Origin of the sequence: Reinekea thalattae (genome assembly GCF_008041945.1) — a bacterium.
Lineage (GTDB): Bacteria > Pseudomonadota > Gammaproteobacteria > Pseudomonadales > Natronospirillaceae > Reinekea > Reinekea thalattae.
Genome location: NZ_VKAD01000001.1, coordinates 2,092,366 through 2,114,932, shown reverse-complemented (window position 1 = coordinate 2,114,932; position 22,567 = coordinate 2,092,366). Strand labels below are relative to the sequence as shown.

General features: G+C 46.2%; 21 protein-coding genes. 13 read left to right on the top strand and 8 right to left on the bottom strand.

Features of this window, described 5'->3' with window-relative positions:
• Nucleotide 1 precedes the first annotated feature (1 nt).
• From FME95_RS09675 to FME95_RS09665, 3 genes are all read right to left on the bottom strand, one after another.
• On the bottom strand, nucleotides 2–1,123 hold the full coding sequence (locus FME95_RS09675; RefSeq protein WP_147714179.1) for an ABC transporter permease: 1,122 nt from the start codon (nucleotides 1,121–1,123) through the stop codon (nucleotides 2–4).
• Nucleotides 1,120–2,697, bottom strand: coding sequence for an ABC transporter ATP-binding protein (locus FME95_RS09670; RefSeq protein WP_147714178.1), 1,578 nt, complete (start codon nucleotides 2,695–2,697; stop codon nucleotides 1,120–1,122). The genes FME95_RS09675 and FME95_RS09670 overlap by 4 nt, the downstream gene beginning before the upstream one ends.
• 154 nt (nucleotides 2,698–2,851) lie before the next feature.
• Nucleotides 2,852–3,892, bottom strand: coding sequence for a BMP family lipoprotein (locus tag FME95_RS09665; RefSeq protein WP_147714177.1), 1,041 nt, complete (start codon nucleotides 3,890–3,892; stop codon nucleotides 2,852–2,854).
• Nucleotides 3,893–4,177: 285 nt separating this feature from the next.
• Here FME95_RS09665 and FME95_RS13825 point away from each other — a divergent pair, with 285 nt between their 5' ends.
• Complete coding sequence (locus tag FME95_RS13825; protein WP_147714176.1) at nucleotides 4,178–4,378, top strand: YfgJ family double zinc ribbon protein; 201 nt, start codon at nucleotides 4,178–4,180, stop codon at nucleotides 4,376–4,378.
• Nucleotides 4,379–4,514: 136 nt separating this feature from the next.
• Nucleotides 4,515–5,627, top strand: coding sequence for a hypothetical protein (locus FME95_RS09655; protein WP_147714175.1), 1,113 nt, complete (start codon nucleotides 4,515–4,517; stop codon nucleotides 5,625–5,627).
• Nucleotides 5,628–5,716: 89 nt separating this feature from the next.
• Here the strand turns inward: FME95_RS09655 and tkt are convergent, their stop codons facing one another.
• From tkt to FME95_RS09640, 3 genes are all read right to left on the bottom strand, one after another.
• A complete protein-coding gene (gene tkt, locus FME95_RS09650) occupies nucleotides 5,717–7,705 on the bottom strand; it encodes a transketolase (RefSeq protein ID WP_147714174.1) in 1,989 nt (662 codons plus the stop codon).
• 195 nt (nucleotides 7,706–7,900) lie between these two features.
• Entirely contained in the window at nucleotides 7,901–9,799 is a 1,899-nt protein-coding gene (locus FME95_RS09645) for a DUF3857 domain-containing protein (protein WP_147714173.1), read from the bottom strand.
• Nucleotides 9,789–10,343, bottom strand: a complete 555-nt coding sequence (locus FME95_RS09640) for a hypothetical protein (protein ID WP_147714172.1) — start codon at nucleotides 10,341–10,343, stop codon at nucleotides 9,789–9,791. The genes FME95_RS09645 and FME95_RS09640 overlap by 11 nt, the downstream gene beginning before the upstream one ends.
• A 158-nt stretch (nucleotides 10,344–10,501) precedes the next feature.
• Between FME95_RS09640 and FME95_RS09635 the strand changes: the two genes are divergently transcribed.
• From FME95_RS09635 to metF, 4 genes are all read left to right on the top strand, one after another.
• On the top strand, nucleotides 10,502–11,446 hold the full coding sequence (locus tag FME95_RS09635; protein WP_147714171.1) for a metalloregulator ArsR/SmtB family transcription factor: 945 nt from the start codon (nucleotides 10,502–10,504) through the stop codon (nucleotides 11,444–11,446).
• 16 nt (nucleotides 11,447–11,462) lie between these two features.
• The gene (gene metK, locus FME95_RS09630) at nucleotides 11,463–12,617 is read left to right on the top strand and encodes a methionine adenosyltransferase (RefSeq protein ID WP_147714170.1); all 1,155 of its coding nucleotides are present in this window, start codon (nucleotides 11,463–11,465) and stop codon (nucleotides 12,615–12,617) included.
• Nucleotides 12,618–12,656: 39 nt separating this feature from the next.
• Entirely contained in the window at nucleotides 12,657–14,039 is a 1,383-nt protein-coding gene (gene ahcY, locus FME95_RS09625) for an adenosylhomocysteinase (RefSeq protein WP_147714169.1), read from the top strand.
• A 102-nt stretch (nucleotides 14,040–14,141) separates the two neighbouring features.
• Complete coding sequence (gene metF / locus FME95_RS09620) at nucleotides 14,142–14,978, top strand: methylenetetrahydrofolate reductase [NAD(P)H] (protein ID WP_147714168.1); 837 nt, start codon at nucleotides 14,142–14,144, stop codon at nucleotides 14,976–14,978.
• Nucleotides 14,979–15,026: 48 nt separating this feature from the next.
• On the opposite strand, the gene FME95_RS09615 is transcribed toward metF, so the two are convergent.
• Complete coding sequence (locus FME95_RS09615) at nucleotides 15,027–16,841, bottom strand: choline/carnitine O-acyltransferase (protein WP_222709931.1); 1,815 nt, start codon at nucleotides 16,839–16,841, stop codon at nucleotides 15,027–15,029.
• Between the two features lie 138 nt (nucleotides 16,842–16,979).
• Between FME95_RS09615 and argC the strand changes: the two genes are divergently transcribed.
• The 3 genes from argC to FME95_RS09600 are packed head-to-tail and all read left to right on the top strand — an operon-like array spanning nucleotide 16,980 to nucleotide 19,357.
• On the top strand, nucleotides 16,980–17,927 hold the full coding sequence (gene argC / locus FME95_RS09610) for an N-acetyl-gamma-glutamyl-phosphate reductase (RefSeq protein WP_147714167.1): 948 nt from the start codon (nucleotides 16,980–16,982) through the stop codon (nucleotides 17,925–17,927).
• Between the two features lie 25 nt (nucleotides 17,928–17,952).
• Nucleotides 17,953–18,678 carry a 16S rRNA (uracil(1498)-N(3))-methyltransferase gene (locus FME95_RS09605; RefSeq protein WP_147714166.1) on the top strand — a complete coding sequence of 242 codons (726 nt, stop codon included), beginning with the start codon at nucleotides 17,953–17,955 and terminating at the stop codon, nucleotides 18,676–18,678.
• Between the two features lie 4 nt (nucleotides 18,679–18,682).
• Entirely contained in the window at nucleotides 18,683–19,357 is a 675-nt protein-coding gene (locus FME95_RS09600; protein WP_187265492.1) for a class I SAM-dependent methyltransferase, read from the top strand.
• Between the two features lie 257 nt (nucleotides 19,358–19,614).
• On the opposite strand, the gene FME95_RS13720 is transcribed toward FME95_RS09600, so the two are convergent.
• Complete coding sequence (locus tag FME95_RS13720) at nucleotides 19,615–20,037, bottom strand: ArsR/SmtB family transcription factor (protein WP_246109346.1); 423 nt, start codon at nucleotides 20,035–20,037, stop codon at nucleotides 19,615–19,617.
• Between the two features lie 192 nt (nucleotides 20,038–20,229).
• On the opposite strand from FME95_RS13720, the gene FME95_RS09590 reads away from it, so the two are divergent.
• The 4 genes from FME95_RS09590 to FME95_RS09575 all read left to right on the top strand — a co-directional run bounded on the left by FME95_RS09590 (nucleotide 20,230) and on the right by FME95_RS09575 (nucleotide 22,559).
• Nucleotides 20,230–20,568, top strand: a complete 339-nt coding sequence (locus FME95_RS09590) for an NIPSNAP family protein (protein WP_147714165.1) — start codon at nucleotides 20,230–20,232, stop codon at nucleotides 20,566–20,568.
• Nucleotides 20,565–20,891, top strand: a complete 327-nt coding sequence (locus tag FME95_RS09585) for an antibiotic biosynthesis monooxygenase family protein (protein ID WP_147714164.1) — start codon at nucleotides 20,565–20,567, stop codon at nucleotides 20,889–20,891. The genes FME95_RS09590 and FME95_RS09585 overlap by 4 nt, the downstream gene beginning before the upstream one ends.
• On the top strand, nucleotides 20,891–21,526 hold the full coding sequence (locus tag FME95_RS09580) for a LysE family translocator (RefSeq protein WP_222709930.1): 636 nt from the start codon (nucleotides 20,891–20,893) through the stop codon (nucleotides 21,524–21,526). The genes FME95_RS09585 and FME95_RS09580 overlap by 1 nt, the downstream gene beginning before the upstream one ends.
• Nucleotides 21,527–21,758: 232 nt before the next feature.
• The gene (locus FME95_RS09575; RefSeq protein ID WP_147714163.1) at nucleotides 21,759–22,559 is read left to right on the top strand and encodes an inositol monophosphatase family protein; all 801 of its coding nucleotides are present in this window, start codon (nucleotides 21,759–21,761) and stop codon (nucleotides 22,557–22,559) included.
• The last annotated feature ends 8 nt before the right edge of the window (nucleotides 22,560–22,567 follow it).

Below are 22,567 nucleotides of genomic sequence, written 5' to 3'. Positions count from 1 at the left end.
TTTAGGCTCCTTCTTGTTCGGTTTTGTTAAATTTACCCGTCAACATCAAATAAGCCCTTTCTACCGGATGTTTCGCCATATGCTCCAGTGCGCCTGAGAACAAAATCACCAGACCTTGCAACACAACAATGATTCTTGGATCGACACCGTATTCAAATTGAAGCTCGCCGCCACCTTGGTATAAAAAACCAAACAACAGACTTGCGAACAAAATCCCCACTGGGTGATTACGACCCATCAGTGCCACAGCAATACCGGTAAAGCCCATGCCATTAACCAAACTTAATTTGATCTGGTGCGCTTCACCCTGAACCACATTGAGTGCAAAAAATCCGGCCAACATACCAGAAATCAGCATGGTCATAATGATGGTTTTATTCAGGCTAATACCTGCGTATTCAGCTGCAGAGGCGTTTTGCCCCATGGCGCGAATCTCATAACCCCATTTGGTTTTCCAAATAAAGATATAAACAAATACAGAACATATAAGCGCCCAGATAATGGATAGATTAAGCGGCGAACGCTGCATCTTAATTCCAAAGCTACCTGCTACTTCAAACACCTTAGGAATCCATGCTGCCTGATCAAAAACCGCCGTCTCAACCGACATTGAACCAGCAGGCTTAAGCACTTCAACTAATAAAAACGCCATCAAGGATGCCGCAATAAAGTTGAACATGATGGTGGTAATCACAACATGGGAACCACGGTTAGCCGCCAACCACGCAGGGATAAATGCCCACAAAGCGCCAAACAAGCCGCCAGCAATAATGCTCATTGGTAGCAGCAATAAAAATGGCACCTTGCCACCTAAAAACAAACACACCAAACCTACACCCAGCGCACCAATATAGGCCTGACCTTCACCGCCGATGTTAAACATGCTGCCGTGAAACGCGACCGCGACGGCCAATCCGGTAAAGATAAAACTAGTGGTGTAATAAAGCGTATAGCCCCAGCCATATGAGCTACCAAATGCGCCATACGCCATGGTGCTCACTGCATCGATAGGGTTGATGTCTAGGTATAAAAAGACAAAGCCAGAAACGATAGCAGCCAAGATAATATTGACAATCGGTACGATAACGATGGACACCCAATTTGGGATTTCTTGCTGACTCATGCTTCTGCCTCCTGTTGCAAGGCCTTAACTTCGTCTGGAACGATATTCGCCATCATTAAACCTAATATTTGTTCATTAGCTTTGCTTGCTGGTACTTCACCGACAATTTTGCCATCGAACATCACTAAAATTCTGTCGGCCAAACTCATAATTTCTTCTAACTCTACAGACACAAGTAACACCGCTTTTCCGGCATCCCGCATCTCAATAATTCGGTTGTGTATTGACTCGATTGCGCCAATATCAACGCCTCGCGTTGGCTGTCCAACCAATAAAACATCTGGTTTTTGTTCCATCTCACGGGCAATCACTAATTTTTGTTGATTACCGCCAGAGAAGTTCGCCGCTTTTAATTTTGGGTCCTGCGGACGAACATCCCACTTCTGCATTTTTTCCGCGCAGTCTTTGCGAATAGCGGCCTGATCCATTAACAGCTTGCCGTTATATTGGTCAGCTCGGTGATAACCGAGAATAAAAGCCTCATCAGCGGCAAAAGAATTAACTAAGCCCATCTTATGACGGTCTTCAGGAATATGTGCCACGCCAATCGCACGTAATTGTTCTGGCGTCATCTGGCTATCCTGATCTAACTGGGTACCAGCAACTTCAACCGAACCCTGCTGAATATCTTTGATGCCAGAAAGCAGCTCTAAAAGCTCCGACTGACCATTACCACTGACACCAGCAATACCAACGATTTCACCAGCACGCACACTAAAAGCAACATCTTCTAGACGCTGCACGCCAGCATCATCCTGCCAAGATAAGTGATTTACTTTCAGTAAAGTATCGGTTGGCTTGGCTGCCGTTTTATTCACATTCAATAATACTTTGCGACCCACCATCATCTCAGCCAACTGTTCACGGTTGGTTTCTGCGGTCTTCACATGACCGACCATTTCTCCGCGACGCATAATGCTGACGTTATCAGTGATCGCCATAATTTCTTGTAGCTTATGGGTAATGATAATGACGGTACTGCCTTGCTTTTTCAGTGCTTCAAGGACTTTAAATAGATGCTCCGCCTCTTGTGGCGTTAGCACACCGGTCGGCTCATCTAAGATCAAAACTTTCGCGCCTCGATAAAGCGCTTTAAGAATTTCAATACGTTGTTGCATACCGACAGACAACTGTTCTACCGGTACATCTAATGGCACATCCAAACCATATTCGGATGCAAGGCGTGTGAGTTCCTTACGCGCTTTATCTAAACTGACGTTAAGCATCACGCCAGACTCGGCGCCAAGAATGACGTTTTCTAAAGCAGTGAAATTTTGAATTAACATAAAGTGCTGGTGCACCATGCCAATACCTGAGGCAATTGCAGTTTTAGAATCTGCAATCTTTGTGACTTTATTGTCGATAAGGATTTCTCCACTATCGGCCTCATAAAAGCCATAGATGATACTCATCAGCGTTGATTTACCCGCACCGTTTTCACCGACAATGCCGTGAATAGTGCCTTTCGCTACTTTGAGATCGATGTTCTTATTGGCATGAACCGCGCCAAAACGCTTATCAATACCGCATAACTCAATTGCTGGTTTTGCAGCAACCTGTGTTTGAGCAGTCATGACTCACCCGAATTCTTCGTCTTTTTGGTCGAATTAGTTTGGAGCTAATAGTAACCATGGTTTACAACAGGAAAAAGCAGGCGCTAACCTGCTTTTTATTAGAACAGCACCAGTGCGGTGCTGTTTAGAGTTTTAGCAAATTAAGCCAAGCAACTTAGTAGTCGCAAGACATCGTTGCTGTGTAATCATGAACCGTGATGTTACCGGCAATGATGTCTGCTTTAATAGACTCAACAGTTGAGCTCATTTCTGCAGTAATCAATGATTCGTTGTACTCATCAATTGCGTAATCAACACCACCAGAGGCTAGGTCAAACACTTTAATGCCTGGCTGCCAATCACCTTCTAGCGCTTCAGCCCAAGTGGTATAGCTAGCGAAGCCAACTTTTTTAACCATAGAGGTCAACATAGAACCTGGCTGAATATAGTTTTGGTTTGAATCAACACCGATGGCATAAACACCTTCGTCTTTCGCAGCTTGGTAAACACCTAAGCCAGTACCACCAGCGGCAGCAAAGACAACGTCTGCGCCTTTAGCGATTTGTGATTTAGCAAGTTCTGAACCACGTGCTGGGTCACCAAATGCAGCTGGCGTAGAGCCAGTCATGTTTTGGAAGACTTCTGCATCAGCAGAAACATACTTAGCACCCTGCTCATAACCACAAGCAAATTTAGAGATTAGAGGAATGTCCATACCGCCGACAAAACCAACTTTGTTTGTTTCAGAAGCCATCGCCGCTAACGCACCAACAAGGAATGAACCTTCGTGCTCAGCAAACAACATTGACTGAACGTTTGGTAGGTCGACAACTGAGTCGATAATAGCAAACTGTGTTTCTGGGAATTCTTCGGCTACTTTTTGTACCGCAGACTGCATGTTGAAACCAACAGCAACGATTGGGCTTTGACCACGCTGTGCTAGCGTACGTAAACCTTGCTCACGCTGCTCTTCGTTTTGCGGTTCAAATTCTGCAACCTCAACGCCTTTGTCTAATTTAAACTGTTCTACGCCACCACGGAAAACCGCTTCGTTGAACGACTTATCAAACTTACCGGCTGTGTCATAAATAACCGCTGGTTTGAATGAGTCTGATGCCGATGCAGTTTCCTCTTCGGCATTATCACAACTGCTCAAAATAAATACTGTCGATAAAATCGATAAAGCAGCTAAGCCAGCTTTAAAGTTCGCTTTCATTTAAAATCCCCTTTCGGTGTTTAACATTGAGATTGTCAGCTACAGAAGTTACAACGTCAGGCGCTAAGACACCCTTTCTTTCTAACTATTGAGGCATGGCAAAAACTTCGACTGCATTATACACGTACAACCAGTCGTTTCATCGCGACTATACTGGTTTGTCATCATTTAATTATGTGAAACAAACCACATCGCAGTGCTATCTTTTACGCGATTGCGACTGATCAGTCTGCAACCTGCGCGCCTGTATAAAATGGCTACACTAATATAGCCGGAGGAATCACCATGCCAAAACTGTGCCCAGATTGTAAAAAGCCACTCGAACACGTCTGTTCTTGCGGCAGTTCTAGCTATTTTTGCAACCATTGCAATCAACTTGTCAGCAGAAAGCGTGTTATTGAGCCCGATGATGAAGCCGGAAGCGAGCCGTCTTTTGCAAAAAGCACTAATAATGAGCAAAAACCCAACCGATCAGTCAAGTCATGAACTGACCACTGTAAAACATCTGTTCTAGTGCCGTTTTAAATTGAGCGAGGCGTCCCTATGTTATTGCCGTAACTCGCTATATTGTGGTTTCAATGAGTATACTGCTGGCTGAAATTTAAATATGCCAAAGGTAACTATGAACCCTTTTCAAATTATCGACTTACCCGGCGTTGTGCTGCCCAAAAACAGCGGCCTATCACGCAAGCATGTTCGCTCAGAAGAGCGCTGGACAGAGCATTATTTAGAACGTTACGACCAGCAAACGCTGTTTTATGACTGTGTCTATGTTGCTAAAACGAAATCTTTCATCATTACCGCACCACGCTTTCTTAATCTGTGGTTTGTTATGCGCAAACACCTGTATGTAAATGGCAAACGTTTTCGAGGCCGCATTAAGCGCAATACTTGGCAGCGCTGCGATCAGATTTCATTCCGCGCACCAGCTGATGCTAAATTAAGCATCCAACACCCCCATTTCAGTACTGAAATTACGCCACGTACCAGTATTTCAGAACTGTTTGCAGGCTTAAATTGCGCCTTAGCCATGAACAAAAACAACCAGCTGTCTTGGATTAAAGACTGGGTTGAATACCATGTAAAAGCCCACGGTTTAGAAGGCGTCTGCATCATTGATAACGGCTCAACCGACTACACCAAAGAACAGCTGTTAGCTGAGCTTGAGTCGATTAAAGGCCTGAAGGCTGCAACCGTGCTAGGCGCAGACTTCCCATACGGGCCTTCTAATTGGAGCTCTAGATTCGAAATTAGCCCGCGATTCCTACAAACCTCAATGATGAACTTGGTGAAACGCGATCTATTTAGCGACGCTCGGGCAGTTTTAAGTGTCGATATTGATGAGCTGGTCATTAAAAATACCGAGCAGAATGTTTTTGACGCTGCGGTTAATTCCTTTTGGGGCGCGATTTCATTTCGAGAAATCAAAACCTACCCTGCCGGTGACGATGGTGCAGCTTATTCGCATCGCGATCACACTCTCGTTAAAGAAGACTTCAATTATGGCAACACCAAATGGTGCGTTAACGGCAAAGGCTTTATCAATCGCTTTGGCTGGGCAGTACACCGCTTTGGCGGTGGCTACTTTCTGCTCACCGAAACAACAGACTTTAATTACTTGCACTGCCAAGCCACCACGACTAACTGGAAAAAAGATCGCACCACTAAGGATGCTGACCTACAGCTAGTTGAGTCGAGCGTCGCCAAAAATGCGATAGCAACCTATTTGAGCTAGTCACTATTGATATTTAACTTGTTTCTATCAGGCACAAAAAAGGGCTAACTGTTAGCCCTTTTTTTGTTCTGACTTGTTTAGCTCAGTGATTAGGCTTTCTCTAACACTAGCTCAACAAGCGCTTTGGCTGTAATACCAAAATGCTCAAACAATTCAGCCGCTGGTGCTGACTCGCCGAAGCTTTCCATGCCAACGATTCCGCCTTCTAGGCCAACGTACTTGTACCAGAAGTCTTTCGCCGCGGCTTCAATTGCAAAGCGCTTAACGCCTGTTGGTAAAACCGACTCTTTATAGGCGGCATCTTGAGCGTCGAAGACGTCCGTACAGGGCATAGAAACAACCTGAATCTGTTTGCCTTGCGCGCGCAATAGCTCAGCAGCTTCAACCGCTAAACCAAGCTCTGAACCTGTCGCAAGTAGTACGGCATCAGGTTGTTCGGCAGCTTGCAGTACATAGCCACCCTTACGAATATTCGCTAACTGCTCAGCTGTACGAGGCTGATGCGGTAAGCCCTGTCGAGAAAACACCATCGCATTTGGCGTTTCTTTGCTTTCGATTGCACAAACCCAAGCCACCGCACTTTCAACAGCATCCGCTGGACGCCAAGTATTTAAATTTGGCGTTGCACGCATGGCTGCAAGTTGCTCAACAGGTTGGTGCGTTGGGCCATCTTCACCCAAACCGATAGAGTCGTGAGTGTAAACATGAATCACCGGCTGCTTCATTAATGCGGCCATGCGAATAGCGTTACGCGCGTATTCCATAAACACAAAGAAGGTAGCGCCATAAGGCTTTAAGCCACCATGTAACTGAATACCGTTGATCATCGCCGACATACCAAATTCACGTACACCGTAGAAACAGTAGTTGCCTGAGGCATCATCAGCAGTCAGGCCTTTTGCACCGCTCCATAATGTCAGGTTTGAACCAGCAAGGTCGGCCGAGCCGCCCAGTAGTTCTGGTAATGCTGGAGCTAACGCTTCAATTGCGTTTTGTGATGCCTTACGGCTGGCAATGGTTTCGCCTTGCGTATTCACCTGCTCAATATACTGCTGTGCGGTTTGAGCAAAGTCTGCTGGTAGCTCACCTTTCATTCGGCGTAAAAACTCCGCCGCTAATTCAGGGTATTCTTGCTGATAGGCTGCGAAGGCTTGCTGCCAGTTTTGCTCGAAAGCTGCGCCTTTTTCAGTCGCATCCCAAGCGTCTTTGATGTCTGCTGGAATTTCGAAGGCTAGGTGTTTCCAACCAAGACGTTCACGGGTTAAGGCAATTTCATCGTCACCCAATGGTGCACCGTGACAATCTTCTTTACCTTCTTTGTTTGGCGAACCAAAACCAATAATGGTTTTACAGCAAATTAATGTTGGCTGATCGGTATTAGCTTTGGCAGCCTTAATCGCGTCCGCTATTTGCTCTGCATTATGGCCATCAACGGCTGGAATCACTTGCCAACCATAGGATTCAAAACGTTTTACCGTATCGTCAGTAAACCAACCTTCAACTTCACCATCGATTGAAATACCGTTGTCATCGTAAAAGGCAATCAGCTTACCTAAACCTAAAGTACCGGCAAGTGAGCTGACTTCGTGCGAGATACCTTCCATCATGCAACCATCGCCTAAGAACACATAGGTGTTGTGATCGACAATCGTATGGCCTTCACGGTTGAACTGATCAGCGAGGGTTTTCTCCGCTAGCGCCATACCAACAGCGTTGGCAATACCTTGGCCTAATGGACCTGTGGTTGTTTCAACACCTGGGGTATAACCGTATTCAGGATGGCCCGGTGTTTTTGAATGCATTTGACGGAAGTTTTTAATGTCGTCAATAGAAAGGTCATAGCCAGAAAGATGCAGCAGTGAATAAATCAGCATTGAGCCGTGACCATTAGAAAGCACAAAGCGGTCTCGGTCGAACCACGTTGGGTTAGTTGGATTATGCTTTAAATAGTCACTCCATAGAACCTGAGCAATATCAGCCATACCCATTGGAGCACCAGGGTGGCCAGATTTGGCTTTTTGGACGGCATCCATACTTAAAGCACGGATTGCATTAGCGAGATCACTGCGAGAAGGCATTATCGTTATTTCCTTAATTTTGGGCGCGCGTTTTATCGATATAGTTTGGCATTAGAGGCAAAGACATTGCGGCACTGCGCAATGGGGCGCTGATTGTCCCAAAATTTGGCGTTGCTGGCAAAAACCAAATGCACTTTTTCGCCGCTATATTGACGAAATAACCAACCAGCAATAATCAGCAGGCAAACAACGCGATTAATCTGCTGCTGGATGAGTGGGCAAGGCTTCAATATGGAAACGCAAATGATCCAACACTATATCGAGAAATTGGTTGAACTGATCCGCTTGCTCAAGACTCACCTGCTGATGAGGGATTTGTAAATTGGTAATGATATACAGCTGATCACCTAAGATATGACTACTGCGAGTAAAGTCACCAAACTGGCTGGTAAAGTTGATACTGGCCACCGGCTTACTTAGCTGCCAGATATCCTGGGTATCTATCTGTACAAAACTTCGCTGTTTTACCCCTGCTATCCACAGCTCATCGTACTTATTATTGTTTTCATAGCTATTTAGCTCATTGCGCAGCCAACTCTCATCTTCCGCATAGGCCAATAACTTATCGGTATTCGCAAAGGGGTCGAATTGCGCCTGTGTGTGCACCTTCAACTCTTGGTAACCAGCATCCAAATCGGGGAGCTGATCAAGCTCAATCTGTTCGATATCCGAGACCACATCTCGATATTGCTCAAGTAGGTAATCGTTGCTTTCTTCTTCATCGAGCCCGGTTAACTTAGAGCGCATGTAAGCTGCGTATTCACCATAATAAGTACGTATTTGCTTTTCGGTTTGACCACCTTGCTCGTTAAAATCGAGCTGAGTCATAACATCCATTTGCCAACGATACTGCGCTGGGCTTATCGGCATAGGCTGCGCACCATCCACCAGCGCTAAGCTGGCTCGATTTTGAATCCAGCTTGAGGTGTATTGCCAGTCGATGGTTTTATCGGTGGCATCTAAGCAATATTCTTGGCCGTCGAGCTTAATGCACAGCACCATGTGATTAAAATAATTCGCGCTCGCCAGCGGCATCTGGGCGATATTGGAACGGTTCGTCGCCACCAATCGCGGATAGGCCTCAATGCCGGCGCGGTCCATTAGCGCCTGCAACAGTGCCGACTTATCCTTACAGTCGCCATAGCGGTTATCAATAATCGACTCGATGCTGTGAGGCGTGTGTGTATTGCCCGCATTCGACAACGAGACATAACGAATATCATCGGCGACAAATCGGTACAGTGCGCTGACGATCTCTTCTTGGCTGGTTAAGCCTGCGGTTAATGTCTGATAAACCGGTTCGAGCCCAGTTTGATCAATAAACGCCTTATCAAATGCCTCAGACATACTCTCAACAACTGGCTGCCAATCCGACATCGATGCGATATAAACCCCTTGCCACTTGTCGCGCCATAGGGTTTGCCGGTCGATTTTAGGGGCAGCTATGTTATCGCCCTGACAAACAAAGCTGCGTTGCTTGCTAACACAGCTCAAATCGGGATGGGTGTTGAGCACCTTTAAATCGATATTCTGCCAGTGTACCGAGACCTCATGCCGTTGCGTCGGTGCACTAAAACCCGCCCAGGCGGTTTCAAAAATATCCGACTCTTGGCGTCGATTATCGGTGGTAATGACATAATCAAGCACCGAGTAACTGCCGGTTCTGAGCCCAGGTACTGGTAAGTTGATGACCTTATTATCATTAAAGGCGTTGTAATTATCGGTGTCCGATAGCTGCGCGAAGTCGGGGTTAAAGCGCTTCACAGTGCCATCGGGCCGTACTGTGGCTACAGCTAATACTTCGACGTCATCGGCATAACCGCTGTAGTGAATTTGCTCGGTGCCGTAATCTTCGATCGAATCGTTATCTGGGTAATACCAAATAACCTGCACGCGTCGCTTTACGATGCTGCCGTCAATGTCGAAGCGTTTACGATGCAGCACAATCGTCAACTCATCAGGCGGATCATTGATGTGTTCAAGGGCATATTGAATCAGCTCATCGTTATCCAATGAATAGCGGATACTGGCTTGAGCTTGAACACAACAGGCGACAACCACAGCCCAGATTAAGGCCATTAACTTAGAGTTCATCTACATCCACTCCTTGTGCCGACTGAATCAGACCCTTTACTAGATTGGCGGGGCTTTTTTGGACGTTAAAATAGACTTCATATAACGCATCATCGGTTTGCAACAGAGTCGAGATATAAGCCGTTTGATTAGACCTAGCCGAACGGATGCAGCTTTGCACGGATCGCACTCGGTAACGTTCAGCGTCGATCAGCGTGATTGCCTCCTGACAACCAAAGTCGACACCGTTATCTGAGTTCAAAACACGAATGTGCCGATTCTTGGCAATATTAGAAATACTGTTATTAAGGTACTCAAATGCCACGATACTTACCTGGCCATCGGCATCTTGCAGCTGAAATAACGCATCGTCGCTGTCATTCGGCTCGACATCGAGCTCAAACCACTGAGTATTTTTTGGCAACAATAACAGGATGCTAGTTGCTGCATTATGGTAAAGGCCATCCGCTATCAGCCGCCTGTTTGCTTGCTCGGCAACTGCAGTAGAAGGCAGCGCCAATGTCATACCGATCAAAAACAGCCATATCGACGAGGTTTTATACATCTATGTGCCTACCACTGCGTTAATTATCAGGTCCTGAACGCATTGTGCTGGTTAAAATAAAAATGCTCAAGCCAACCGAAAACCAGTCATGAGGCACTATATTAAAATATTTTGATATAGTTCTTGCAATTGACCATAGCGCTGCTATCTTTCCCACCATGAACCTAGCGCAATTACCGACATTTTTTAAAGCCATTGGCGACCCAATCCGCATTTCCATTTTGCAAGTGCTGGGTACCGGTGCCTATGGGGTTTTAGAGCTGAGCGACATGCTCGAAGTGAAGCAGTCTGGCATGAGCCATCACTTAAAAATTTTAAGCCAAGCTGGCTGGGTCGAGAAGCGGCGCGAAGGCAATACTATTTTTTATCGACGCACGCTTGGCGATGCTTTAGAAGTTCAGCAGCGGCTGTTTCGTGAACTTGATGTCCAACCGTTGCCAGCCAATGTAAAAGCACAACAACAGCGCATCAGTGAAGAGCGTTTGCAATCGGCGAAGCAGTTTTTTATTGATCATGCCGATCAATTCGAACTGCACCAAGAACGCATTGTGTTATTCGAGCATTACGGTCCTGAAGCGCTTCAGTTACTTGATAGCCTAAACCAAACAGGCCATTCAAACGTATTAGAAGTCGGCCCTGGCCAAGGCGAATTTTTAGCAGCACTGGCGAAACGTTTCGATCAGGTCACTGGTCTTGATATTTCACCAGCTATGCTGAGCATAGCGGCTGAGCAAACACAGCAATACAGTAACGTAACTCTGGTTGAAGGCAGCACCGAATTACTCAACCAGCAACAGCATCAATACGACATCATCTTCTACAATATGGTGTTACACCATGTACCGATGCCAGAAGAAGAGATCGCGCAGTGCGCCAAGTTACTAAAGCCCGAAGGGTTATTGATCATCACCGATCTTTGCCAACACGAACAAGAATGGGCAAGAGAACAGTGTGGCGACCAATGGCTGGGCTTTGAACCGAATGAATTACATCTGTGGGCAAAACGTCACCAGTTTAGCCACAGTCAATCAAACTTTTTAGCGCTGCGAAATGGCTTTCAAGTGCAGACACAAGTCTACCGAGCCGCAGCCAACGAACATTAAACCTTGAGGGAATAATATGAGCGAATATAACCTGTTTACATCAGAGAGCGTTTCAGAAGGTCACCCAGATAAGATGGCAGACCAAATCTCTGACGCCATCCTTGATGCCATCATCAAAGAAGACCCTCATGCTCGCGTTGCAGTAGAAACTCTGGTCAAAACTGGTATGGCGGTTGTTGCTGGCGAAGTCCGCACCTCGACTTACGTTGACCTTGAAGACATCGTGCGCGACGTTATTTTAGACATCGGCTACAACTCTTCAGATGTCGGCTTTGATGGCGCCTCTTGTGCGGTACTTAATGCCATTGGCAAGCAATCGTCAGATATTGCCGTCGGCGTTGATGAAGCCGAAGACAAAGATTTAGGCGCTGGCGACCAAGGCCTGATGTTTGGTTACGCCACCAACGAAACCGATACCCTAATGCCCGCGCCAATTTACTACGCACACCGCTTAGTTGAGCAACAAGCAAAGCTGCGTAAAAACGGCGCTCTCAAATGGTTACGACCAGACGCTAAATCGCAAATAAGCTTACGCTATGAAAACGGCAAGCCAGTCGCTATTGATGCTGTGGTGTTATCAACCCAACACGATGAAAGCATTCAATTGCCTGAGTTACGCGAAGCGGTATTAGAAGAAATCATCAAACCAGTGGTACCCAGTGATTGGCTACACAAAGACACCTTGTTCCACATTAACCCGACGGGCGTGTTCATCATCGGCGGTCCTGTTGGCGACTGCGGCGTCACTGGCCGTAAAATTATTGTCGACACTTACGGCGGCATGGCCCGTCACGGCGGCGGTGCCTTCTCTGGCAAAGACCCAAGTAAGGTTGACCGTTCTGCTGCCTATGCGGGTCGTTACGTTGCTAAAAACATCGTCGCTGCCGGCCTTGCCGATAAATGTGAAATTCAGGTCTCTTACGCTATTGGTGTTGCAGAGCCGACTTCTATTTCGATCAACACCTTCGGCACTCACAAAATCAGCGAAGCCAAGATTTCTGAACTGGTTCGCCAGCACTTCGATCTACGTCCGCGCGGCATTATCGAAATGCTTGATCTACGTAAGCCGATTTACCGCCCAACAGCATCTTACGGCCACTTTGGTCGCGAAGGCTTTAGTTGGGAAAAAACCGATAAAGCCGATGAGCTGGCTAAAGCACTGAACAGCTAATCAGCAAAACACATTATTAAAAAATTTAAGGACGCCGATATGACTACCTTCACCGATTACAAAGTTGCCGACATTAGCTTGGCCGAATGGGGCCGCAAAGAAATCGCCATTGCCGAAAGTGAAATGCCAGCACTGATGGCACTGCGTAAAAAATACAAAGCAGAACAGCCATTAAAAGACGCCAAAATCATGGGCTGTATTCACATGACCATTCAAACGGCGGTACTAATCGAAACATTGATCGATTTAGGCGCCGAAGTTCGCTGGTCTAGCTGTAACATCTTCTCAACTCAGGATCACGCTGCTGCGGCAATTGCTGCCGCTGGTATTCCTGTGTTTGCTTGGAAAGGCGAAACGGAAGAAGAGTTTTTATGGTGTATTGAACAAACTATCTTGGCTGAAAAAGACGGCAGTGATGTTTGGGATGCCAACATCATCCTAGATGATGGCGGTGACCTGACTGAAATGGTTCACAACAAATACCCAAGTCTACTCGACCAAATTCACGGCATCTCCGAAGAAACTACCACCGGTGTTCACCGTTTGGTTGAGATGCTTGAAAAAGGCGAACTGAAAGTTCCTGCCATTAACGTTAACGACTCGGTCACCAAGTCGAAAAACGACAACAAATACGGCTGCCGTCATTCACTTAACGATGCCATTAAGCGCGCTACCGATCACCTGTTAGCCGGCAAAAAAGCACTGGTTATCGGTTACGGCGATGTTGGTAAAGGCTCTGCGGCATCGCTTCGCCAAGAAGGCATGATCGTTAAAGTCACTGAAATTGATCCAATCTGTGCGATGCAAGCCTGCATGGATGGCTTTGAAGTGGTTTCGCCTTACATCAACGGCAACAACACTGGCGAATTAAGCTGCATTAACAAAGAACTTTTAGGCTCAACCGACCTCATTGTGACCACAACCGGTAACACTGATGTCTGTGATAAAAACATGCTGCAAGCCGTTAAAACCGGCGCTGTGGTTTGTAATATTGGTCACTTCGATAATGAAATCGACACCGCCTTTATGCGCAAAAACTGGCGTTGGGATGAGATTAAGCCGCAGGTACACCAGATTTTCCGTTCTGATTCTGCTGACGACTTTATCCTTCTACTTTCTGAAGGCCGCTTGGTAAACCTAGGTAATGCGACCGGCCACCCAAGCCGCGTTATGGATGGTTCGTTTGCCGACCAAGTGTTAGCGCAAATCTATCTTTATGAGCGCAAATTTGCCGATTTACCGGCCGATGAAAAAGCAGCCAACGTTTACGTCAAAGTATTACCTAAAAAGCTCGACGAAGAAGTCGCTGCAGAAATGGTCAAAGGCTTCGGTGGTGTGATCACAACGCTGACAGAAAAACAGGCCAGCTACATTAACGTACCGGTTGAAGGCCCATTCAAGCCAGAAGAGTACAAGTACTGATTAACGCTTAGTTAATAGCGCTATCAATCAGGGTAAACACTTCTGCGCTTCATCGCCTGATGTGTTTGCCATTGATTGAGATGAGATTACAAGGAATGAAAAATGAACACGCCCGTCCCTGTCAGTTTTGAGTTCTTCCCACCCAAAACCGATGCCGGCTTTGATAACCTGCTCAAAGCTCACACTGAGCTGAAAGCCGCCAACCCTGAATTTTTTAGCGTTACCTACGGTGCTGGCGGTTCCACGCAAGAACGCACCATCAATACAGTTATAGAAATGAACAGTCGTGGCGTACCCGCAGCACCGCACTTAAGTTGCATTGGCTCCACTTTAGATACCGTACATGAATTACTGACTCGTTATAAAGATGCTGGCATTAAGCGCATTGTTGCATTACGTGGTGACTTACCCAGCGGTATGCGAGGCACTGGCGGCGATTTCAATTACGCTTCCGATCTTGTGCGTTACATTAAATCGGAATTTGGCGATGCATTCGCAATCGAAGTTGCAGCCTACCCAGAAATGCACCCTCAAGCCGACAACCTCGATAAAGACATCGACAACTTTGTTGCCAAAGCGCAAGAAGGTGCCGACAGCGCCATTACGCAATATTTTTATAGCGTCAGCGCCTACACAAACTTTGTCAGCGAGGTGCGTAAGCGCGGCTGCGATATCGATATAGTGCCGGGCATTATGCCGATCACCAATTACAGCAACCTAGTGCGCTTTTCTGATGCTTGCGGTGCTGACATTCCACGCTGGATGCGAAAATCTTTTGAAGCCTGTGGCGACGACAGCAAGCGCATCCACCAGCTGGGTGTCGATCTTATCGTCAACCTGTGCAAAGACTTAATCGCCGCTGGCGCACCCAAGCTGCATTTTTACAGCATGAATCGCTCCGAGCCGACCTTAGCTATTTTAGAAAAACTAACAAAATAGCCCAAAAGGCAGCTAGCCAGTTAAAACTGGCTGCTGCCTAGCCTTGCTTTATTCCGCCACGAGATCGGTTTGGCTTTTCATCAGCTCTGCCATTTCGAGTAACGATTCTTCAATATAGTGCTGCATTTTCGCTAGTTGATCTTTCATCTTCATTCGGCTGGTCATATTAAAACGAATAGAGTCCTGCTTCGTAAAATATCGAATACCAAAGCCATCATCCACAATGGGGCCGTAACCAGCTAAGTCGACGCCATATTCTGACGTTGTGCTGGTACAAACAACACTCTGAGTGAGCAATTGATATGCACTGTCTGAAAATAACTCCGGCAGCGCATCGATAGCGAGCTGCTTAGCTTTGATTTTATAGCAGTATTTAAGCGCCAATAAATGAGTGTAGATACCCTCACCCGTTCGGCATTCATTGGCCCTTTCGATATGTTTTTTACTGGCGCAAATCAACGCGTTAATCTTCTCTTCTTTACTACGACTTTTAGAGCGGAAGGCTTCAATAAAGGCGATCGATTGCGGCGAAACGGTATACAACACGTCTATTCGGCCGCCTAAAAATGCTCTAGTCATTACCGCTTCATAGGCACTCAAACATTTTCCAAACAACTTATGCTCGGCCAATTGCAACGCCAATTGAACAAACGAATCGGGACTCACACCAAATTGCTTAATTTGCGCCTTTCCAAACGGCAAAAAATCTAAAAATCGAGTCTCGGTATTATGTATATGAGCAATAAAGCGTTGAGCGGCAGAATCTAACAGCTGATGTAAATCGCTATTTAATTCGAACAGGACCTCTTTAACCGAGACATCAGCACGCGCTAACGGACCAACATTCGATTCAGTAACAACCGTTGAGTCCACAACAAAAGAAACGCTATCGATGGTGTCGTATATATGGGCATTAAGTCGAAGCATGACCGAGCCATCAACGCCAGTATGTTCAAAATTGATACCTGTCTTGCCGTTTTTAAAGACCACAAATTGCAACGACTTATCGAAAAAACGATCACAGCCAGAGCCATGAAGCAGTTGCTTGGATAACTCAACCGTTTCCTCAGGACTTTGTTGATCCAAACACAAAACAAATGCTGCCTGCTCAATGATCGCCATGGCTTGCTGATTTTTTTCCGATAACGCTAACAGATCTTGTCGTTTCTCTGACCATTCTGAGCGTGGCAAACTGGTTAATATGCCTAAATTTTGGCCTGATTGCTGATGACTTAAAATAAAATCCAAATCACACTCAATGGCCTTTGGCGAACGAGGGGTAGCGTCTTGTTGAAGAACATTCAATTTAAAAATGCACTGGTTATACAGCACCACTATATGCTGCCGATTAGCAGAAACCTTAAAAACATCCGTTTGCGGTTGCGGAATTCGTATCGATGAGAACAGATTTTTGTACTGATTCATGCACAGCGGTGCGCCTTTTTGTTGATCGACCGACAGTTTTTCTTGATCAATCAGTGCGATAAAACCATAGACACTGGCGATGAGCGCTGCGCCAATATGAGCCTGCGAACAGACTTGGCGATCTAACTTGCTTTTCAAACTATAAAAAACATTGCTATTGATGACCACCGAATCGCGAGACTCTAAATAGAGGTCCTGCCAAACAGCCGCGGGCCAGCTAGAGTTCACTTGAGTTTGGTTCCAATCAATCAGCGCATTTTGCAACCGTTCACCTTCACCTTTTGGCTGCAGGAATTGATCAATGATCACCTTAGATTTATTCTGTTGTTGTTTCGTCTGTAATGGCTTAGACCAATCGAGCAATTTCTGACAACTACTCTTGAGGCTCGGCACCGCCATAATGGGTAGTGTTGTTTGGCTACTGAAGGTTTTTTCCATTGGCCCGCGGATTCCTACTATATCGACATCATTTGCATGAATGATATACAGCGCATCAAAACCGAGTCGGGCCTAACTCAAATTTTTGCGTATAATCATGCTCTATTTTCACCAGCATCCAATTTAGGTTGATCGCACATGAACAAAATCACCGCATACATTGACGGCCAATACGGCACCACCGGCTTACAAATTCAACAGCGATTATCAGCGCATCCGAATGTCGAGCTACTCAGTATTCCGGAAGCTCAAAAGAAAGATCCGGAACTGCGCCGTCAGTTTTTAAATAATGCTGATGTAGTTTTTTTGTGCTTGCCTGACGACGCCTCTCGCGAAGCGGTCTCTCTAATCGACAATCCAAAAACCGTGATTATCGATGCTTCAACTGCATTCAGAACAGATGACAACTGGGTTTACGGTATTCCCGAGCTTCCCGGCTACCGTGAAAAAATTAAAACCAGTAACCGTATTGCCAACCCAGGCTGCTACCCAAGCGGCATGACATTGCTGATTACACCATTGGTTGAAGCAGGCATAGTGCCTAAAGATTACGCCATGACGGTTTCTGCCATTACCGGTTACAGCGGTGGCGGTAATGCGATGATTGCCGACTACCAAGCCAAAACAGGCAACGATGCTAGCCAAGCCGCTGCGCGGTTAAAAAACCTCGACCTAAACCACAAACATTTACCAGAAATGACCCGCGTCACCGGTTTAAAATATGCGCCAGTGTTTGTGCCAACCGTGGCTAATGTTGAGCAAGGCATGTTGGTTTCTGTTGCACTACATGCTCATGCCATTAATGGCGATGCTGAAAAAATCCAGCAAACGCTGGCCGATACCTACGCCAATGAAGCCTTTGTGAAACTGTTTTCGCTGAACGACGACTCACAATTAGAAGATGGCTTTTTAGCACCAACCGCGTGCAACGGTAGCAACCGTATTGAGCTGTTTGTCTTTGCCAGTGAAGATCGCATCTATTTAACTGCGCGATTAGATAACCTTGGTAAGGGTGCCTCCGGCGCTGCGGTACAGAATATGAACTGCCGCTTCGGGCTCGATGAAACCACAGGCTTAACGCTCTAGCATTCTGACCAACAGGGTACTTTATATGCGCACCATTCGAGCCTACCTCGCCGAAGCAACACTCGCTGGCCAGCAATTGGAATTGCCAGCCTCAGTGTTTCAGCACCTGATTAAAGTTCTGCGGCTCAACAACGGCCACCCTCTGGAAGTATTCAATGGCCAAGGTAAGCGATTTGCTGCTGAATTAGTCGAAGTCGGCAAACGCTCGGCCAACGTTAAAATCAACGCCGAAATTACGGCAACCGAGGAACCCGCCATTAGCACTCACATGGGTTTGGTGATGAGCAAAGGCGACCGCTTTGATTACGCGCTGCAAAAGGCAACCGAACTGGGTGTAACCGAAATTACTCCGCTGACCGCCGAACGCTGCGATCTAAAACTCAATGCCGAGCGCGCCGAAAAAAAGCAACAGCACTGGCAAGCTGTTATCACTAGCGCTTGCGAGCAATGCTATCGAGATTTTGTGCCGCGTTTGAACGAAATTAGTTCACTTGAAAACTGGGTTAGTAACGCACAGGCGGACGTTAAACTGGTGTTACATACCAGCGCCACAGAACCTAGCTGGCCCGAAGACACACCGCATTCAATCAGCTTTTTAATCGGCCCAGAAGGCGGTTTAACCGATCGAGAAGTCGAACTGGCACAACAGGCTGATTTTCAAAGTTGGCAACTGGGCCCGCGTATTTTACGAACCGAGACCGCACCGGTCGTTATTCTCAGCTTGCTGCAACAACGCTGGGGCGATTTTTAACGCCGTGCTCAATAAGAACAACACCAACAAAACAGCACCTGCCGATTGCCCGTTATGCTCATCGCATCAGCTGTCTTTTTTCAGCGAAGATAAAAAGCGCACCTTTTTTCAGTGCCAGAACTGCCAACTGGTGTTCACAGAACAAAGTACCTGGCCATCTGCACATGAAGAAAAAGCCATTTACGATTTGCATGAAAACGATGTCGACGACAGTGGCTATAACCAATTCTTAAACCGCATCGTCTCACCACTGAAAGAACGGCTTTCACCGCCGGCACAGATTCTTGATTTCGGTTGCGGCCCAGCACCGGCATTAGCCAAGCAACTGCAAAAAGAAGGCTTCGACGTCAGCCTATACGATAGTTTTTATCAGCCGAACAATACCGTTTTAGAAGACAGTTACCACGCCATTGTCGCTACCGAAGTGATCGAGCACTTACATCAGCCACGCCAAGAGCTCGAAAAACTTTGGCAACAGCTCAAGCCTAACGGCTGGCTGGCGTTAATGACGCAACGAGTTAAAGATGTGGATGCCTTTGAGCGCTGGCAATACAAAAACGACCCAACCCATGTCTGCTTTTATCATGAGCAAAGCTTTTATTGGTTAGCAGAAGCTTTTGGCGCTCAGGCTATTGAATTTGTCGGCCGCGATATGGTGTTTATTCAGAAGGGTGCCTAATCAGCCAAAATATCGCTTAGCTGATACGCTTTTTGAAAATGCTGTAGACCTGATTTAGTAAAGTGTACTTGCCGAGATCCCTCGACTCGGCGCGCCCATTTTTTATGCAACAAATCTTCTAAAACCCAGTGGCCTAATTGACCGGCAAGATGATTTCTACGTTCACTCCAATCAAGGTAAGACTTACAAACGGGCCGCTTACACTGATTAAATTCGTTGAAATTAGCACCTTTATCTTGGAAAAAGGCTTTGCCCTGCTAGGTTATTATTGCCTCTTCACCGTTATCGATTAAAAAACTCTTGCTAACTAATGAATCATAAAGCGCAACACCCAACGCACCAGCCAAATGGTCATAACAAACTCGAGCATGCCTCAACTTACTGTCCACCGGCCCCGTTTGAATTGTTGAAGTCACGGTAACGTTCAAAAGTTTTTCGATCAGTTCTGCAACATCGGGACGATGCAATTGAAAGTAACGATGCCTGCCCTGCTTACGCACAGCCAACAGCTGAGCATCAACCAATTTTGCTAAATGACTGCTCGCCGTTTGCGCGGTGATGTCCGCTTCTAACGCAAGTTCTGTGGTGGTTAAAGCTTTACCCGCCATGAGCGCACTTAACATACGAGCACGAGCAGGATCACCAATTAAACCTGCGATGATTGAAAAATTCGGCTCCAATTGAATGCTCCTTAACCGTTACTGGCCCATGAAAAATCAGATCACCACAAAATAGCATTCTCTTAATTTGAAAAATACATTAGTTCGATGGCGACCGAAGCAAGCTTCTATTTATACCTTTAAGGTAAACCCTATTGGTAATTTTATTTATATCGATAAACCTTTAATCAACCTAACGAAAGGTAACAAACAATGACCATCACTTGCTTTATTGAGTATAAGATAGACCCCTACAAACGAGAGCAATTCAAACAGTACGCAGAGAACTGGGGGCGAATTATTCCTCTGTGCGGAGGTGATTTATTAGGTTACTTCTTACCGCACGAGGGCACGAACGACAAAGCCTTTGGCTTAATTAGCTTTAACAGCTTGGCAGACTACGAGCGCTACCGAAAGCGCCTAAGAGGCGATGCCGCTGGGCAACAAAACTTTACCCTAGCGTCAGAACAGCAATTCATTGTATCCGAGCATCGATCTTTTCTAGAAGTTGTCGATGGCACCTATAAACAAACGCCAAAAGCATCGATATGATTGCCGTTATTTTTCAAGTCACACTTAACGATTCTGCGAATAACGATTACTTTGAGATCGCCAAGCAGCTAAAAGAACACCTTGTAAAAATTGAAGGCTTTATCTCAGTCGAACGTTTTCAATCAATCAACGAAGACAATCGTTACTTGTCACTGTCTTTCTGGAAAGATGAGGATTCCGTTAAACAATGGCGAAACCACCATTTGCATTTAGACGCCCAAGAAACCGGAATTCAACAGCTTTTTAGTGACTATCGTATCTGTGTTGCTCACATTGATCGAGATTACACTATGAATCCAGCCATTAACGAAAAAGGGGAATAATGAAAATGAATGACATCCTGATTTTCTTACCAGGGATTATTACGGCTTACTCTATCCTTATTGGCGCGTGCCTGTCTCCTGGGCCTGCGGTGATGATGCTTATGGGCTTGGCGACTGAACAAGGAAGAACGAAAGCCTTAACGGCTTGCGCTGGCATCGCTTTGGGCAGCGTCTGCATCAACCTATTAACACTTTTAGGTGTTGGTTTGCTTTTGTCAGAAGTGGCGTGGGCCATGCTAATTTTGAGATTAGTAGGTACAGGCTATTTGCTTTATTTAGCCTACGGCGCCTTTAAAAAATCGTTCAACCCGCCTCCCGTCACGGCGAGTAAGACGCAATCTCACTCGCTGGCTCGCTGCTTTTCGACAGGCTTATTACTGCAAGTCACCAATCCAAAAGCTATTGCGTTTTGGCTTGCCATCACTTCCGTCGGTGCTGTCCACAATGCCGGGATCACCATAACAACTGTCTATGTTTTCGGTGCATGTATAATATCGTTTGTTTGCCATGGCGCATGGGCTTTGATGCTTTCTGCTGAAACGATTCGTCGTCTATACAGTCAATTTCGGCGTTGGGTAGAAGCTTGCCTTGGTGGTTTTTTCGTCTTCGTTGCTGCCAAAATGGCGTCTTCTTAATCACATCCTGATTTTGGCTTATCGAGCGATAAAGCTGACACTCTTTAATGTGTAGGCTTTATCGCAAACTAGCCAAATCAACTTTCCTAACGATGTCGCAAGATGTTCATCTATTTTAGGGATAATATGACAAACAGATTTCAACAGGGTGGCGAGTCGGTTACAGCAGACCAAGATCTACCTTCTTGAATACATGCATTCCACAACCTTAAGAACTTTTGAGTAAAGCACTATGACCGATTATCAGCCAATGCTAACGCTGGCTTTAACACTCGCCAAACAGGCTGGTGAAGAAATTAAACAGTTACGTAAATCACTCACCATTGAGTTTAAATTTGACGACACCGAACTCGTCACCCAAGCCGATGTTGCCGCCGACAAACTCATTAGTGAAGGTATTCAGGCAAGCTTCGCAGGCCACGATATTTTGTCAGAAGAGCTCGCGCCGAACAGCACGACCGAATGCGAGCACCTCTGGGTGATCGACCCAATCGATGGCACGGTTAACTATGCGCATGGCCATCATCAGGTAGCCATTTCTATCGCTTACTTTTATCAGGGTGACTGCAAAGTTGCAGTGGTACATAACCCCTTTACTGAAGAAACCTTCAGCGCGATTCAAGGCAAAGGTGCCTTGTTAAATGGGCAAGCTATTCAGCCGTCTGGAAAAAACCAACTACACCGAGCCATTGTTGCTACTGGCTTTCCTTACCAGAAAGATAACATCGACCCGATTCTTAAACGCGTGGAATATGTGCTGAAAAACTGCGCCGACTTACGCCGTATTGGCGCTGCCGCGCTCGATATTTGCTGGGTTGCCTGTGGCCGTATGGATGCTTATTTCGAATCGGTGAAACCTTGGGACTTTGCCGCAGCGCAGCTAATCGCACGTGAAGCCGGCGCTCAGTTTGGTCACTTCATTGATATTCCTGAAGGCGAAAACCCTCAGTTATTTGGCCAAAATATCTTAGTAACGACGCCGGCTATTTATTCTGGCATTCAAGGCTTATTAGCAGAAGCTGACGCTCAGTAAGTCAAAAC